Here is a 15,390-nt window from a genome sequence, read left to right as displayed (position 1 = left end):
GCGATGAGATTCCGCTACCAGGCGCTGCAACGGATGCGCGAGCCCGACGAGCTGGACTCCCCCACCCTGCTGGCCACCCCCCGGGGCTGGATCGCGGTCTTCGTCGTGATGATCGTGATGGCGGGCGGGCTGGTCTGGGCGTTCGCCGGCGAGTTGCGCATCTCGGTCGCCGCCCCGGGTGTCCTCACCCACCCGGGCGGTACGGCCCGCATCCAGAGTCACTACTCGGGGCTGGCCCGCCGCGTGCTGGTCCGGCCGGGCGACCGGGTGATCGTCGGCCAGTCCGTCGCCGAGCTGCAGGACGCCGACGGCAAGACCCAGGAGGTGGCCAGCCCGTTCACCGGCCAGGTGGTCGGCACCACGGTCAGCGACGGCCAGGTGGTCGCCGTCGGCACCACGGTCGCCACGGTCGAGCGGACCGACCTGCCCGACGACCGCCTGGTCGCCATGGTGTTCGTGCCCGCCGACCGGGCGGCGTGGATCGCCCCCGGCCGCCCGGTCGACCTGGAGGTGTCCACCGCGCCCGCCGCGGCCTTCGGACTGCTGCGCGGCCAGGTCACCTCGGTCAGCCGCTACCCCCTGACCGGTGAGGCGCTGGCCGGGCTGGTCGGCGGCGAGCTGGCCGCCAAGAGATACGCCGCGGTCCAGGCCCCCCTGATGATCATCGTGGACCTGATCCCCGACCAGAGCTCGCACTCGGGATACAGCTGGTCGACCGCGCAGGGACCGCCCGTGCAGCTCGACTCCCAGGTGACCGTGTCGGCCTCCATCCACCTGGGCGAGCAGACACCGTTCGACCTGGTGCTCGGGCGCTGAGCGGAGGAGGCACCGATGACGAACACGACATTGAAACCCGCGGAGCCCGCCAAGCCCGCGCCCAAGAACCAGCCACGCCCCCCGCGCCCCCGCAGGAAGAACCGGCACCGGGTGCCGACCGTGATCCAGATGGAGTCGGTCGAGTGCGGCGCGGCCGCGCTGGCGATGGTCCTGGGCCACTACGGCAAGCACGTGCCGCTTGAGGAGCTGCGGGGCCGGTGCGGGGTGTCCAGGGACGGGTCCAAGGCATCCTCGATGCTCGCGGCGGCCCGCTCCTACGGAATGATCGCCAAGGGCTTCCAGGTCGAGGCCGAGCTGCTCCGCGACCAGAGCGGGCCGGTGATCATTTTCTGGGCGTTCCAGCACTTCATCGTGGTCGAGGGACTGGTGACCCGGTTCGGCCGCACCATGGTCGCGATCAACGACCCGTCCTCGGGTCCGCGGCTGATGGAGTGGTCGGAGTTCGACTCCGGCTTCACCGGGATCATGCTGACCTTCGAACCCGGCCCCGACTTCAAGCCGGGTGGCGAACGCGCCAAGCTCAGCAAGGCGCTGCTCCAGTGGCGGCTGCCGTCCGGACGCGCCCTGCCACTGGTGCTGCTGGCCAGCGCGCTGCTACTGCTGCCCGGCATCGCCGGGCCCGCCTACTACCGGGTGTTCATCGACCGGGTGCTGAGCGGCAACTCCCCTGACATCCTGCCGCCGCTGCTGATCGTCATGGTGTTCACCGCGGCGGCCATCTTCGTGCTGACCTCGGTGCAGCAGTACTACCTTCTGCGGCTGGAGATCAGGGTCGGGCTGGTCGGCTCCGCCCGCTTCTTCCGTCACCTGCTCCGGCTGCCCATCGAGTTCTTCCTGCAACGCCGACCGGCCGAGGTCGCCAAGCGGATCTCCACCAACGACACGGTGGCCGAGATCCTCTCCCGCGACCTCGCGCTGACGGTGATCAACATGGTCCTGGTGGCGTTCTACGCCGCCCTGCTGGTCCGCTACGACGTGCTGCTCGGCATCATCGGCGTCGGCATGGCGGCGCTGAACATCCTGGTGCTGCGCTGGGTCGCCCGGGCCCGCAAGGACGCGGTCACCGCACTCCGCACCGACCGCGGCAACCTCACCGGCACCACCTTCGCCACGCTCAGCATGATCGAGACGGTCAAGGCCACCGGCGCGGAACCCGACGCCTTCACCCGCTGGGCGGGTTTCCTGGCCAAGGTCGTCTCCGCGCAGCAGCGGCTCGGCGTGCCCACCGCGGTGCTGGTCGTCGTCCCGCCCCTGCTGGCCACGGTGAACACCGGCCTGATGCTGCTGATCGGCGGGCTGCGGGTGGTGGAAGGCGTGCTCAGCATCGGCATCCTGATCTCCTTCCAGACCCTGCTGGCCGCGCTGAGCAGGCCGGTCACCCAGCTCACCAACCTCGGCGGCCGCCTGCAGGACCTCAGCGCCGACGCCAAGCGCATCCACGACGTGGAGCGGCACCCGATCGCCCGCTGCTTCGAGCGTGCCGGCGGCGAGGCGGAACTCGGCACCCGCCTGGAGGGCCGCCTGGAGTTGCAGGAGGTCACCTTCGGGTACGGCCCGCTGAGCGATCCGGTCATCAAGAACCTCTCGCTGAGCATGACACCGGGCAGCCGGGTCGCGATCGTGGGCGGTTCCGGCAGCGGCAAATCCACCCTGGGCCGCCTGCTGACCGGCCTGTACGAGCCGCGCGCCGGCCGGATCCTGCTCGACGGCCATCCGCTGGACGAGATCCCGCGCACCGTGCTCGCCAGCTCGATGGCCTACGTCGACCAGGACATCGTGCTGTTCGCCGGGACCGTACGCGACAACCTGACCCTGTGGGACGAGGCGGTCCCCGACGAGGTGGTGCTCGACGCGCTCCGCGACGCCGCCGTCTACGACGCCGTGCTGGCCCGTCCCGGCGGGATCAACTCGTTCGTCCGCGAGGACGGCCGCAACTTCAGCGGCGGCCAGCGGCAGCGGCTCGAACTGGCCCGCGCCCTGGCCGCCGAGCCGACCCTGCTGATCCTCGACGAGGCCACCAGCGCCCTGGACCCGGAGACGGAGCACGTCATCATGGACAACCTGCGCCGCCGCGGCTGCGCCTGCCTGCTGATGGCCCACCGGCTGTCCACCATCCGCGACGCCGACGAGATCATCGTCCTGGACCACGGCGAGGTCGCCGAGCGCGGCATCCACGAGGAGCTGCTCGCCGCCGACGGCATCTACACGCGGCTGTTCAACACCGGAGGAGGACTGTGAGCCCCGCTGCTCTCGCCGGAGTCGCCATCCCGCTGGACCTCGGCACCGAGCGGTTCACGATCCTCGACAACCCCGGGCGGATGCTGCTGGTCGAGGCCGGCGCGGTGGACCTGTTCGCGGTCCGGACCGCCGACGGCGAGCTGGACGGCCGCTGGAACTTCCTGGGCCGGGCCGAGGCGGGCACGGTGCTGGCCTGCGGGGTGCGGTCGGGGCCGCGCCACGTGATCGTGGCCCGCCCGGTGCCCGGCGCCGTACTCTCCGACGTCCCGGTCGCGGCTCTGCACGAGCTGCCCGCCGAGGCCGCCACCTGGCTGGTCAAGGGACTCAGCCGCGGCATCGAACTGCTGGCCCGGGCGCTGCCCGCTCCCCTGCCGCCCCGCCAGTTCGTCCCGCTGCCCGGCAACGGGACGGCCGAGCTGGACGCGGGCCGCGCCGTGCGATCGGTCGACGGCGTGCGCTGCGTGCGCGTCGAGGCGGGTGACGTGGAGGTCGGCGGCAACGATCTGGTGCTCGGCGCGGGCAGCGACATCTGCCTGACCGAAAGGGACTGGCTCGTCGCCCGCACCAGGACCCGGCTGCGGACCCGCTCGCTGCACTCGGTCTTCGACGAGGGCCTGCTCTGCGAGTTCCTCGCCGCCCACGCCGTCCGGCTGCTCGACACCGTCGACGAACGCCTCGAACGGCGGCGCGAGGAGGAGCGCGCCGCCCTGACCGGCCTGCGTGAACGCGAGAGCACCGTGCTGACGCAGGCCGTACGGAGCTTCGACGCCGTGCTGCGGGACACCGAGGTCCAGGTGAAACTGGCCGACGTGGCCAACGATCCGCCCGCGCTGGCCGCGGCCCGGCTGGTGGCGGCGCACCAGGGGTTCGAGGTCCGGCCGCCGGTGCGGCGCGGCAGCCAGGACCGCCCGGTGGGCGACCTGCAGGCGATAGCGCTGGCCTCCGGCGTCAGGACCCGGCTCGTACGGCTGGACGGCCCGTGGTGGACGCAGGACCTGGGGCCCATGGTGGGCAGCAACTCCGCGGGCCGTCCGGTGGCGCTGCTGACCATGGGACGCGGCTACGTCATGGTGGACGACGGCGTGCTCACCCCGGTCACCGCGGCCGTCGCCCGCAACCTGGAGAACCGGGCGCACGTGCTGTACCGGCCGCTGCCCGCCTCGATCAAGACCGTCGGCGCGCTGCTGCGCCTGGGGCTCCTCGACAGCGGCAACTACCGTGACCTGCTGCGGTTCGCCACCATGGGGGTGCTGGTCGCGCTGCTCGGACTGCTCGTCCCGATCATGACGGGCAAGGTGCTCGGCGTGTTCACGGTCCGGGCCGAACTCGACCTCATCGTGCAGGGCTCCCTGGTGGTGATCGGTTCCGGGTTCGTGATCGCGGCCCTGTCGGTGGTGCAGAACATCGCGGTGCTGCGGGTCGAGAGCCGCACCACCTCGGCCCTGCAGTCGGGCCTGTGGACCCGGCTGCTCTCCCTGCCCGCCGGGTTCTTCGCCCGCTATTCCACCGGTGAGCTGGGCACCACGGTGCTGGGCATCAGCTCGGCGCAGGAGATGCTCTCCGGGATGCTGACCACGGCCACGCTGGGGCTGCTCACCGGATCGGCCAACCTGGTCCTGGTCTACTTCTACGACGTGCGCCTGGCTCTGGTCGCCACCGGGCTCATGCTGTTCGGGCTCGGGTTCGCCATCGTCGCGGGACGGATGCAGCTCCGCTGGCAGCGGCAGTCCTACGAGCACGAGCGGACCATGTCGGCCCGGGTCTTCCAGATGCTCACCGCGATGCCGAAGCTGCGGGCCGCCGCCGCCGAGGAACGGGCGTTCGCCGAGTGGACGCGCGAGGTCACCAGGGGCCGCTCGCTGACCGCCTCGGCCCGTCGCATCCAGAACGCGGTGACCACGTTCAACGCCGGATTCCCGCTGGTCTGCACCGGGGTCGTGTTCGCGGTGGTGGCGGGACCGATGGCGGGCCAGGTCTCGGTCGCCACCTTCCTGCCGTTCTTCACCGCGCTCAGCCTGCTGCTGGCCTCCAGCCTCCAGTTCACCGCCGCCGCCGTCACCGCGATGGGCGTCGTGCCGATGATGGAGAACATCAAGCCGATCCTGGAGGCCCGGCCGGAGACCGACGGCACCAAGGCCGACCCCGGCGACCTGTCCGGACGGCTCGCACTCAGCCAGGTGTCGTTCCGCTACGGCCAGGACGGTCCGCTGACCCTGGACGGGGTCGCCCTGTCGATCGAGCCCGGCGAGTTCGTGGCCCTGGTCGGCCCCTCGGGCAGCGGCAAGTCCACGGTGCTGCGGCTGCTGCTCGGCTTCGAGATCCCACTGTCGGGCACCGTGCTCTACGACGGCCAGGACCTCGCCGAACTCGACGTCTCCGCCGTCCGCCGCCAGTGCGGGGTGGTGCTCCAGAACGGCGCGCTGCAGGCGGGCAGCATCCAGGCCAACATCGTCGGCAGCAGCATCCACACGGTGGACGACGCCTGGGCGGCGGCCGAGATGGCCGGGCTCGCCGACGACATCAGGGCCATGCCGATGGGCATGCACACCGTGCTCTCCGAGGGCACCAGCACGCTCTCCGGCGGCCAGCGGCAGCGTCTCATGATCGCTCGGGCGCTGGTCGCCCGGCCCCGCATCGTCTTCTTCGACGAGGCCACCAGCGCGCTGGACAATCCCTCCCAGAGCCGGGTCGCCGAGAGCACCCGCCGGCTCAACGCCACCCGGGTGGTGATCGCCCACCGGCTCTCCACGGTGGTGGCCGCCGACCGCATCGTGGTCATGGACGAGGGACGGATCGTCCAGCAGGGCACCTACGACGAACTACTGGCCGTGAAGGACGGCCTGTTCGCCCAGCTGGCCACCCGTCAGCTCTCCTGAGTGCGGCTCGGCGAGGATCGGCGAGCCGCCGCGGCGCCGTGATCTCACTGATGGGCGGCCGGCTCTTTCCCCGGACGACTCTCAGGTGCCGAGCTGGCGGGTGATCGACGGGTCGGTGATGGCCGTGTCGTCGGCGAGCAGGAACGCCTTGGACAGGATGATCGACAGCATGCCGCCGTTCTCCTCGAAGGGCAGAAAGACCGAGGCGGCGTCGCGGTCGTGGCCGGGGACGATGCACAGGTAGGCGTCGTTGGGCTCCATCAGGATGTTGCCCGAGCCCAGGTGGATCTTGTAGGTCCGCCGGTCTCCGCGTACCCGCAGGAACCGGTCGGTCAGCTCGGCCCGGTCGGCGATCCTCAGCCGGGGCAGCAGCCGGGCGAGCGCGTCGCGCCGGGTGCCGGCGGTCTCGGTGAGTTCGCCGAACCCGTAGGAGTGCCAGTACTCCTCGTGCCCGGCGACGGCCCGCTGGTCGAGGCCGACCGAGGTGACGCCCACCGCCAGGTCGGCGTCGCGGAGCACCTCCGACAGCACCAGCGGCGGCACCTCGGTCAGCGGCACGCCCTCGTCACCGGCGAGGTCGTCGGCCCGGTGGAAGCGAATCCGCTCGCTGACACAGAAGGACGCGCTCCCCCACCCGTCGGCATCCGGGTCTCCCGTCACGTGCATGTACCACCGGGCCTGCCAGCCGGACAGTTCCCTGACGGCCTCGCCCTGGTCGCCGCCGCACTCGTAGTCCCAGTGGCCGATGGACGGCCCGCTCCAGCCGCGCTGGTTCAACAACGCCTTGGCCTGGCCGTAGCGGAGCGTGTGCCCGGTGAACCGGTTGGAGTGGACGCGGGTCCGTTCCTCGGCCGGGGTCAGCAGGTAGACCTCGCGGAACGCCTGCTTGTACGGCTGGCGGATGCCGTGCTCCAGCAGGTGGTCGCGCCAGGCCCGCACGTCCTCGGCGGTCGCGTGGATCGGGTGCCAGAGCCGGACCGGGGTGTCGGGGTCCGGCCGGACGCGGCGGCCCTGCGGGTCGGTGAGTTCCCATCCGGAATCGGTCCGGACGGGGAGCCCGGCCGGGCCCTGGCGGGTCTGCCAGATGAGGTTCCCGGCGTACAGGCCGGTGAGCGGATGGTCGAGGAAGAACTCCGTCACCTCCGCCCAGCGCCAGAGCCGTTCCTCGATCAGCGCCCGCTCCAGCCGGAACCGCTCGGCGGGCAGTGCCTGCTTGAGCTCCTTCAGGGTGGCCTTGAGGACGGCGAGCTCGGGGGCCTGGCGGATCGCCTGCGGCGCCGACCTGACCGTCCGGCCGGCCGGGTTGACGAACTGGAGCGCGGGACCGTCGGCGCGGAGCCGTACCAGGCAGTCGCCGATCTTCTCCTCCCGCACCCCGTCCCGGCCGAGCCCGAAGGCGGGCACGGTACGGTCCAGCAACTGCTCGCGGCCCAGCCCCGCCTCGGCGGCCACCGCGTCCAGGGTGCGCGCCACGTTGCTCAGCACGGTCTTCTTGCGGACCTTGACCTGGACCCTGGCCAGGGCCGCGACCACCTCCAGCCCGCCCCGGCGGGCCAGCGTGTGCACCGCGGCGTTGGCGAGCAGCTCGCTGCGGCAGTTGGCGCCCGCCCCGCCGATCCCGGTCCCGCAGGTCAGCGCGACGTCACCGAGGAGTGCGGCCACCCACGGCTCGTCGATCAGCTCGCACGTCCACACCACGCCGCGCACCGGCACGGCGGTGCGCTCGTGCAGGAAGGCGGTCTCCCACCCGTAAAGGTTCTCCTCCTGCCTCTCCCGGTGAGCCGCCACCAGGACGAGGATCTCGCGGACGAGGCCGGCGGCTTCGGGGGTCAGCAGCGTTTCCGCGGTCCTGAGCCATCTCTCGCTGGGCTTGGCGGATCGGGCGCTGTTCCAGTGCCGCAACAGGGGCAGGACCTCGGGGGCGGCCAGGCGCGCGCCGTACTCCTCGGCCAGCCTGCGGGCGACCTCGTCGCAGTCCCAGATGACGTTCCGCACCACACCGGCCGGGCCGTTCTCCGCGGGTTCGGTCAGCACGTCCTCCATCTGATCGTGCAGGGCGTCCCAGACCGGCCGGTGGTACTTCCGGAACCACCCCAGCGTCCCCTCCAGGATCTGGCGGCGTCCCCGGTAGTCCAGCCGCCGGATCGCGGCGAGCGGGAGCCGGTACAGCTCCGAATAGTCGGTGTGCCTCCAGGTCATCAGCGCGTCGGCGGCCATCCAGAGGAAACGGGCGTCCTCGAACGTCCATGGGGTGTCACTGTCGGCGGCCAGCCGGGTCGCGCGCAGCACACGCTCGTCGTACTCATGGACCCCGTGGTGCCCGTTGCCGAGCCGCAGCTGCGCCCAGCGGCCGAACAGCCTCGGGTCGCTCTCCGCGTCGGGAAGCTCCCGCCCCGCCTCGAAGGCCGCGTCAAAGCGGGCGAAGATCTCACGGGTCGGTGCGTCCAGGTAGTGCATGACATAGCCGTGAGATCTGGGGAAGTCGTCGATGACGCCCATTCCTCAGCCCCCGACCAGCGGAACGAGCTTGATGAAGGACACCACCGGGTCGACGGTCAGGTCGATCATCTCGGACAGGTCGTCGATCTGACGCTCCCCGACGAGCAGCAGGAACCCGTTGCGGCCGAACGCCCGCTCGGCGGTGTCCGCCTGCCGTTCCCAGTCGATCCGCCGCTTCGCGCCCATCCGGTAGCCGTTCAACTCCACCTCGGCGTCCTCGGGACGGACCAGGCCGTTGAACCGGGCGGCGGGGGCCGCGTTGTACCGGGCGACCTCCTCGCGGACCCTGAGCCGGACCAGTTCCCGCGCCGAGATTCTCTCCGGCAGGTCGGGGAGGGTGAACTCCTCCATCGGCTTTCCCGTCGCGGTCTCATCCCTGAAGGTGACCGTTGCCATCTGGCGGCTCCACAAATAATTGGAATCACTGTGATGGCCATCAGTAGCATTTCAATCCGACAGAAACCGATGTCACCGAACCGGGGGCCCGCCCGGTCGGCCCTGAGCACCCCGTGGATGTCGCGCGTGTCATTCGTTACGCGAAGCGGCGGAGATCTGAATTCATCGCGGATGACGGGTGACCGAAAAAGCGGAACTCGGTGAACCGGCCGTTAGAGTTCATGGATGCTGCTGACAATCCTTGGCGGATGCGGTGCGTGGCCGGGGGCGGGCCAGGCCTGCAGCGGTTACCTCGTGGAGCACGACGGGTTCAGGCTACTCGTCGACCCTGGATATGCGACGATGCCGCGACTGCTGGAACGGATCACCGCCGATCAGGTCGACGCGGTGTTCATCAGTCACGGACATCCCGATCACTGTGCCGACCTGAACCCGCTGTTGCGGGCGCGGGCATTCCGTGATGACCCGCCGGCGCCGTTGCCGGTGTACTCGCTGCCCGGTGCCCTGGACGCGGTACTCGCGCTGGACCGCCCGGGAATGCTGACCGGCGTCTATGTCCTGCACGAGTTCACCGCCGGCGACTCGCTCGACATCGGCCCGTTCCGCGCGCGGACCCGTCTGCTGCCGCACTCGGTGCCCAATGCCGGCATACGGCTGACAGCGGGCGAGCGGGTGCTCGCGTACACCGGTGACACCGGCCCGAGCCCCGATGTGGTGGACCTGGCGCGCGGCGCCGATCTGCTTCTGGCCGAGGCCACCTATGCGGACCGGGTCCCGGAGGATTCGCGGCGCCACCTGTCGAGCGCCCGCCAGGCAGGCCGGCATGCCAAGGAAGCCGGCGCCCGGCACCTGTTACTGACCCACCTGCAGCCAGGCACAGACGCCACAGCCGCGCAAGCCGCCGCCGGGGCCGAGTACGACGGTGAGATCGGCATCGCCACTTCCGGTCTCGCCGTCGATCTTTCCTGAGCAAGGCCTCCTCCGGCTTCGACCGCGTTCACGCCGATGCGACATGGGGTGCGCGTCCACGATCGCATCGATCCTCGCGCGCATGGCGGCCGGACCGCTTCGGTGATCGACCTCGATCGACATTGCAGGGGTGAATCGCTGCGCATGTCAGCCGGTCCACCGGCACCATGTGTCCGAAGCTATCGATCTCCCCCTGAGTGGATCAGAGCCCACTCTCCTGTCGCTTGGCACGACGCGTACGGTTGTCATACGGACGCCCGCCGACGAGGAGCGAGAGAACTTCCGGTGAATGACGAGCTACCGCCCGAGCTGCTGAACAGCGATCCGAAGGGCTACGCCTGGCAGGTCTGGCACGATCGCACTCCGAAGCTGGTAGCGAAGATCAAGGACACGAATTCGTACGGTCCGAAAGAGCACGATGCGCTGGACGCGTTGCTCACCGAGATCTTCTCCGGGGTGATGGAGCCGCTCGGCGCGCAGGCCCATGATCGGGAGGTGTGGGCGGGCTGGGGAGCCGAGCACTTCGGAAAACCCTGGTCGGACGCCCCTTTCCTCTGGTCGGAGTCGTACTTCTACCGGCGGGTGCTTGACGCGGTCGGGTTCTTCGAGCCGGGACCGTGGCGGGGAGTGGACCCGTTCGCCCCTCTCAAGCGGGCCGAGCTGGCATCCCTCGACGACCTTGAGTGGCCGACGGCCGGCGCGTCCGGTCAGGCGAAGCTGCTGGCCGCGCTCTGGGGCAACCGCGCCGACCTGAGTTTCGCAATGGGCACCCTCACCGAATCGTCGAGTACCGAGCTGGTCTGCGACGACAGCGCGAAGATGTGGAACGCGCTCGCTCCCGGGGCCGAGGTCGTGGTGGTGGCCGACAACGCCGGGCGCGAGCTGCTCGCGGACCTGATCCTCATCGACCATCTCCTGGAACACGGGCACGCGGCCTCGGTCGCTCTTCATCTGAAGCCGCATCCCTACTACGTGTCCGACGCGACCACCGCCGACCTCGCGGACACCCTGGACCGCCTGGCCGAAACAGACGGCGCGCCCTTCCACCGGCTCCGGAAGGCGACCGCGGACGGGAGACTCTCGCCGTACGTCCACGACTTCTACTGCGCGCCCTGGTCCTTCCGCCGGCTCCCCGCCGACCTCGCGGTTCTGTTCGAGCGGGCGTCGCTGACCATCATGAAGGGCGATCTCAACTACCGGCGGCTGGTGGGTGACCGGGCCTGGCCGGCCACCACCCCGTTCGCCGACGCGGTCGCGTACTTTCCCGGCCCGGTCGCCGCGCTCCGCACCCTCAAATCCGACGTGGTCGTCGGCATCCCCCCGGCGACCCTGAGAAACCTCGACGCGGACACCCCGGACTGGCGTGTCACCGGCGGCTACGGGCTCCTCCAGGCCGACCTCCGGGAAAGGGTGCCCGGGAGCGGTTCCTGACGCGGTTCCCGATGGCCTCGACAGGTGTCGTTGTAGCGCGCCCCGTCACCCCGGCCCGCCGGGCGGGCATCGACGGCGCACGAGAAGTCCCTACCCGCCACGGCGAGTGACCTTCGCACTTCGGTGTCTCGTCTCGGCCGCATGGATTTGTCGGGGGCGGCTGATAGACGTGCGTTGGAAGTCGTCCCGCCGCCGAGAGGAAACGCACCGTGAACTGGACCCTGGAAGTGGTGATCGTGCCGGTCTCCGACGTGGACCGCGCCAAGGCCTTCTACGCCGAGCGCCTCGGCTTCGCCGTGGACCACGACACCAAGGTCGGCGACGACGTGCACATCGTCCAGCTGACCCCTCCGGGCTCTGGCTGCTCGATCGTGGTGGGAAAGGGGCTCACGGACATGGCGCCGGGCTCGCTCCGGGGGCTGCAACTGGTCGTCTCGGATCTCCACGCGGCGCGCGCCCGGCTCGTCGAGCGAGGGGTGGAGGTCAGCGAGATCCAGGTCCTCGGCGAGAACCCGAATCCCGAACCGGACCCCCTGGACAACGTCGGATTCGTCTTCTTCAACGACCCGGACGGCAACGGCTGGGCCGTACAGCAGATATCCGCCCGAGGCTAGGAGATCCTGTCGGAATCCCCGGGCCTGCCGGGTCCGCCCGGACATCGACGGCCCGGCACCGGGCAGCCCTCAGATCCCGGCCATGGCCCGCTACCCACTGGCCGCCACGTTCCCGACAAGGGAGCGGAGGATCGGCTCGGCGTGGGTCCAGAGCACCGCACCGCCGATTTCCGGCACCAGATGCCGTACGGCGCCGGGGATCCGGGCGGCGAGTGTCGCTCCCCTGTCCGGAGAGTGGCCGGTGTCCTGCTCGCCGTACCAGACGTCGACCGGAACGGTGATCCTCCCAAGGTCGAACGGCCATCTCCCCATGGCCAGTACGGTGTCACGGGCATAACCGGCCGCCCCCTGGGCGAATCCCTCGTCCAGCGCCCGGCGGTAACCGGCCCCGAACCCGGGATCCCGATATACCGCCAGGTCGGAGGCCGGGCTCCCGGCCATGACCATGTCCCACATCGCGCCCGCGCCGAAGCCGGCGAAGAACTTCTCCGCTCCATCCGGATCATGCACGGCCCTGTCGACGAGCCCGCGCAGCTCCGCGGGCAGCGCCTCGGTGAACTCCGGCGCGGCGATCTCGTCCGCGCCGGACACGATGGCCAGCGTCGCGGCGATCCCCTCGACAGCGCACGCGAGCGCGAACGGCGCGCCCTGCGAGCTGCCGACCACCGCCGGGGATCCCAGCCCGCGCAGCCCGGCGAGATGGCGGACATCCTCGGCGAAGTCGGCGAACGTCCGGCCGGGCGCGGGTGTCGAGGCGCCGAGTCCCGGACGGTCCACGGAGACAAGACGTACTCCGAGCTCATCGACGGCATCCGTGCCGAAACCGAGCCACCGGCTCGTGGCCGCCCCGGGACAGAGCAGCACCGGAATGCCGTCCGGTGCGCCCCACTCGGCCCAGCCGAGCAGCCGCCCATCGGGGAGCCGGCTCTCACCGAGCCGGACAGGATCGTCGATACGCACACTCATAGGCCCCATACTTGCCGCAGGCAGCCCATATCCGCACCGGATTTTCGTCCCCGGCGGGACCACGCCGGTTTCGGACCGTAACCCCCTCCCGAACCCCGCGAACGCGGTTGCCGACACTGCCAAAGGAAGAAGTGGCCTGCCCGCGCCCGGCTCCTTCGCCCGGCATCGGTTCGGTGTCGGCCGCCTTGATGTAACATACATTGTTACAGACAAGGAGGACGATGGCTGCGAACAGCCGGCTGACGATCGCCGTACACGCTCTGACCTGGATCGCGCTCGCCCAGCGGCGCGGGCAGGAGTGGCTGACCTCGGAGCAGGTCGCCGCCAGCGTCAACACCAATGCGGTGATCATCCGGCGCAGCCTCGGCGATCTGCGCCGGGCGGGCCTGGTGGAGGTCCGTCACGGGGCCGGGGCCGGCTGGAGCATGGCCCGCGCACCCGAGGACATCACCCTGCTCCAGGTGTACGACGCCGTGGAGCGAGAACCGCTCTTCGCCATGCACCACACCGAACCCAACCTGGAGTGCCCGATCGGCAGGGGCATCCGGCCCGTGCTGGGCGTGGTCTACGAGCAGGCCGACCAGAGCCTGCGCCGCGAACTCGGTCGCACCTCGATCGCCGATGTGCTGCGGGGCTGCCTGTAGGCGCGGCGACGCGCGCCTTCAGTAGTAACAATGTTTGTTCCAGCAACACGGAAGGATCTTCGCCGGTGAAGGACAGCCGATGCCCGATCGTCGAGCTCAGGCAGTACACACTGCACGAGGGGGGACGTGATGTGCTGATCGACCTCTTCGAGAGGGAGTTCATCGAGTCCCAGGAGGCGGCGGGGATGACCGTCATCGGCCAGTTCCGCGACCTCGACGCTCCGAACCGGTTCGTCTGGCTGCGCGGATTCCCCGACATGGAGCACCGGGCCGAGGCACTGCGCTCCTTCTATGGCGGTCCGGTCTGGAAGGCGAACCGGGATCGGGCCAACGCGACGATGATCGACTCCGATGACGTGCTGCTGTTGCGTGCGAGAGAGGACCTTCCGGCATCGGCGCGGCCTCCGGTCGGCGACGCCGCGACGCCGTCGATCGTCACCGCGACGATCTACCACCGCGACCGGCCGTTCGACGACGCCTTCGCGGACTTCTTCGACCGCTCCGTACGACCGGTGCTGGCCGAGACCGGAGCACGGCCGCTGGCCTGCCTGCGGACCGAGTACGCCGAGAACACCTTCCCCGCCCTGCCGGTCCGCACCGGGGAGAACGTCTTCGTGTGGTTCTCCCGGTTCACCGGTCCTGACGATCTCGCCGATCACCAGGACCGGCTGGCCCGCTCGCGCACCTGGCGTGATCGGGTGCTCCCGGAACTGTCGGAAACGCTCACCGGCACCCCGCAGCGGCTCCGGCTGGCGCCCACGGCACGATCACTGCTGCGCTGAGACGCGGTTTGCCCTCGGGTCAGGCTCAAGCAGGACACGCGTGTGACGTGGGGCGCCTGGTAGCGTTCGCGAACGGGTGTGTCCGCATGTCGTCCACCCGGACCGATCGAGTGGAACGGGACCTGCGATGAGCCCCGAGTCGACGCCGCGCCAGGCGATCGCCGAGCACATGGTCGAGATTCCCGCCGGGAGCATCTTCCTGCGGGACGAGGGCACGAAGGCGATCTGGAAGGTCGAGGTCGGAGCCTTCTGCCTGGCGCCGTATCCGGTGACCCGCGAGCTGTACCGCGCCGTTCGAGGCGAGGCGCCCGCGAGCCCGGCGGGGCCGCGGACGCCGGTGACCGACGTCTCCTGGCTGGACGCCGTCCGGTTCTGCAACCTGCTCTCGCGGGCGACGGGGCTCGAACCCTGCTACGCGATGGGCGACGACCCCGACGGCCAGGACGTGGTCCACGACCTGGAGGCCGACGGCTACCGCCTCCCGTCCGAGGCGGAGTGGGAGTACGCGTGCCGGGCCGGGACCTCCGGCGTGCGCTACGGGGAGCTGGACGAGATCGCCTGGCACCGCGGGAACTCCGGCGGCGAGGTGCACGACGTCGCGACCAGGGCGCCGAACGCGTGGGGCCTGCACGACATGATCGGCAATGTGTGGGAGTGGTGCTGGGATGTCTACGATCCCGAGGTCTACGGTCCGTACCGGGTGTTCCGGGGCGGCGGGGTGTACGACCACCCCCGAGGATGCCGGGCGTCGTGCCGCCGCAAGAGTCACCCGACCTTCCGCATCGACGACCTGGGGTTCCGGCTCGCCCGATCGCGGTGAGTGGGCGCCCCGCTCGCCGTCCATGTCCTGAGGGCAGGGCCTGCCGTTCGTGACGCCGCAGCGGCTTGATGAGAAGTCGCTCTCCTTGGGGGCAGCGGAGTCACAACGGGCAGGTCTTGCCCTTGATGAGCCCCACACCGGCCTTGATCTGGGAAAAGTCCCAAGGTCGGGGGTTTGCGGCTCGACCTGAGATGGGCACTCTCACTCCTGCGGCCGGTTGTCCGGGGCCGGGGATTCCGGCCTCGACAGGCGTTCCCTCGGCGTCCCAGCACGGAACGGACCGCGTACGGAAGGTCGGGTAACCGTCACCGTCCGGAA

General features: G+C 70.4%; 12 protein-coding genes. 9 read left to right on the top strand and 3 right to left on the bottom strand.

Annotated features, from left to right (window positions below; genetic code table 11):
* The first annotated feature begins 3 nt into the window (after positions 1 to 3).
* Genes ABT061_RS03950 through ABT061_RS03940 form a run of 3 tightly spaced genes read left to right on the top strand, consistent with a single transcriptional unit; the run spans position 4 to position 5,951 of the window.
* Positions 4 to 816: a biotin/lipoyl-containing protein gene (locus ABT061_RS03950; RefSeq protein WP_350912373.1), complete on the top strand. Its 813-nt coding sequence runs from the start codon at positions 4 to 6 to the stop codon at positions 814 to 816.
* A 15-nt stretch (positions 817 to 831) separates the two neighbouring features.
* Positions 832 to 3,075 (top strand): NHLP family bacteriocin export ABC transporter peptidase/permease/ATPase subunit, encoded by a 2,244-nt coding sequence (locus ABT061_RS03945; protein ID WP_350912371.1) that lies wholly within the window; start codon positions 832 to 834, stop codon positions 3,073 to 3,075.
* Entirely contained in the window at positions 3,072 to 5,951 is a 2,880-nt protein-coding gene (locus ABT061_RS03940; protein ID WP_350912369.1) for an NHLP bacteriocin export ABC transporter permease/ATPase subunit, read from the top strand. Before ABT061_RS03945 ends, ABT061_RS03940 begins: the two co-directional genes overlap by 4 nt.
* 81 nt (positions 5,952 to 6,032) lie before the next feature.
* Here the strand turns inward: ABT061_RS03940 and ABT061_RS03935 are convergent, their stop codons facing one another.
* Together ABT061_RS03935 and ABT061_RS03930 are read right to left on the bottom strand one after the other, a co-directional pair.
* Positions 6,033 to 8,450, bottom strand: a complete 2,418-nt coding sequence (locus ABT061_RS03935; protein WP_350912367.1) for a DUF4132 domain-containing protein — start codon at positions 8,448 to 8,450, stop codon at positions 6,033 to 6,035.
* 3 nt (positions 8,451 to 8,453) lie between these two features.
* Entirely contained in the window at positions 8,454 to 8,846 is a 393-nt protein-coding gene (locus ABT061_RS03930) for a hypothetical protein (protein WP_350912365.1), read from the bottom strand.
* Between the two features lie 225 nt (positions 8,847 to 9,071).
* On the opposite strand from ABT061_RS03930, the gene ABT061_RS03925 reads away from it, so the two are divergent.
* From ABT061_RS03925 to ABT061_RS03915, 3 genes are all read left to right on the top strand, one after another.
* Positions 9,072 to 9,815 (top strand): MBL fold metallo-hydrolase, encoded by a 744-nt coding sequence (locus ABT061_RS03925; RefSeq protein ID WP_350912363.1) that lies wholly within the window; start codon positions 9,072 to 9,074, stop codon positions 9,813 to 9,815.
* Positions 9,816 to 10,100: 285 nt separating this feature from the next.
* Positions 10,101 to 11,246 carry a damage-control phosphatase ARMT1 family protein gene (locus tag ABT061_RS03920; protein ID WP_350912361.1) on the top strand — a complete coding sequence of 382 codons (1,146 nt, stop codon included), beginning with the start codon at positions 10,101 to 10,103 and terminating at the stop codon, positions 11,244 to 11,246.
* Positions 11,247 to 11,455: 209 nt separating this feature from the next.
* The gene (locus ABT061_RS03915; RefSeq protein WP_350912359.1) at positions 11,456 to 11,860 is read left to right on the top strand and encodes a VOC family protein; all 405 of its coding nucleotides are present in this window, start codon (positions 11,456 to 11,458) and stop codon (positions 11,858 to 11,860) included.
* A gap of 90 nt (positions 11,861 to 11,950) precedes the next feature.
* Here ABT061_RS03915 and ABT061_RS03910 read toward each other — a convergent pair whose 3' ends face one another.
* Positions 11,951 to 12,826: an alpha/beta fold hydrolase gene (locus tag ABT061_RS03910; RefSeq protein WP_350912357.1), complete on the bottom strand. Its 876-nt coding sequence runs from the start codon at positions 12,824 to 12,826 to the stop codon at positions 11,951 to 11,953.
* 221 nt (positions 12,827 to 13,047) lie between these two features.
* Here ABT061_RS03910 and ABT061_RS03905 point away from each other — a divergent pair, with 221 nt between their 5' ends.
* From ABT061_RS03905 to ABT061_RS03895, 3 genes are all read left to right on the top strand, one after another.
* Positions 13,048 to 13,470, top strand: coding sequence for an Rrf2 family transcriptional regulator (locus ABT061_RS03905; protein ID WP_350912355.1), 423 nt, complete (start codon positions 13,048 to 13,050; stop codon positions 13,468 to 13,470).
* 65 nt (positions 13,471 to 13,535) lie between these two features.
* The gene (locus ABT061_RS03900) at positions 13,536 to 14,252 is read left to right on the top strand and encodes an NIPSNAP family protein (protein ID WP_350912353.1); all 717 of its coding nucleotides are present in this window, start codon (positions 13,536 to 13,538) and stop codon (positions 14,250 to 14,252) included.
* Between the two features lie 127 nt (positions 14,253 to 14,379).
* On the top strand, positions 14,380 to 15,072 hold the full coding sequence (locus ABT061_RS03895; protein WP_350912351.1) for a formylglycine-generating enzyme family protein: 693 nt from the start codon (positions 14,380 to 14,382) through the stop codon (positions 15,070 to 15,072).
* Positions 15,073 to 15,390: the final 318 nt, after the last annotated feature.

The sequence above is a fragment of the Streptosporangium sp. NPDC002544 genome, assembly GCF_040295965.1.
GTDB lineage: Bacteria > Actinomycetota > Actinomycetes > Streptosporangiales > Streptosporangiaceae > Streptosporangium.
This window is presented reverse-complemented; position numbering and strand designations above follow the sequence as displayed.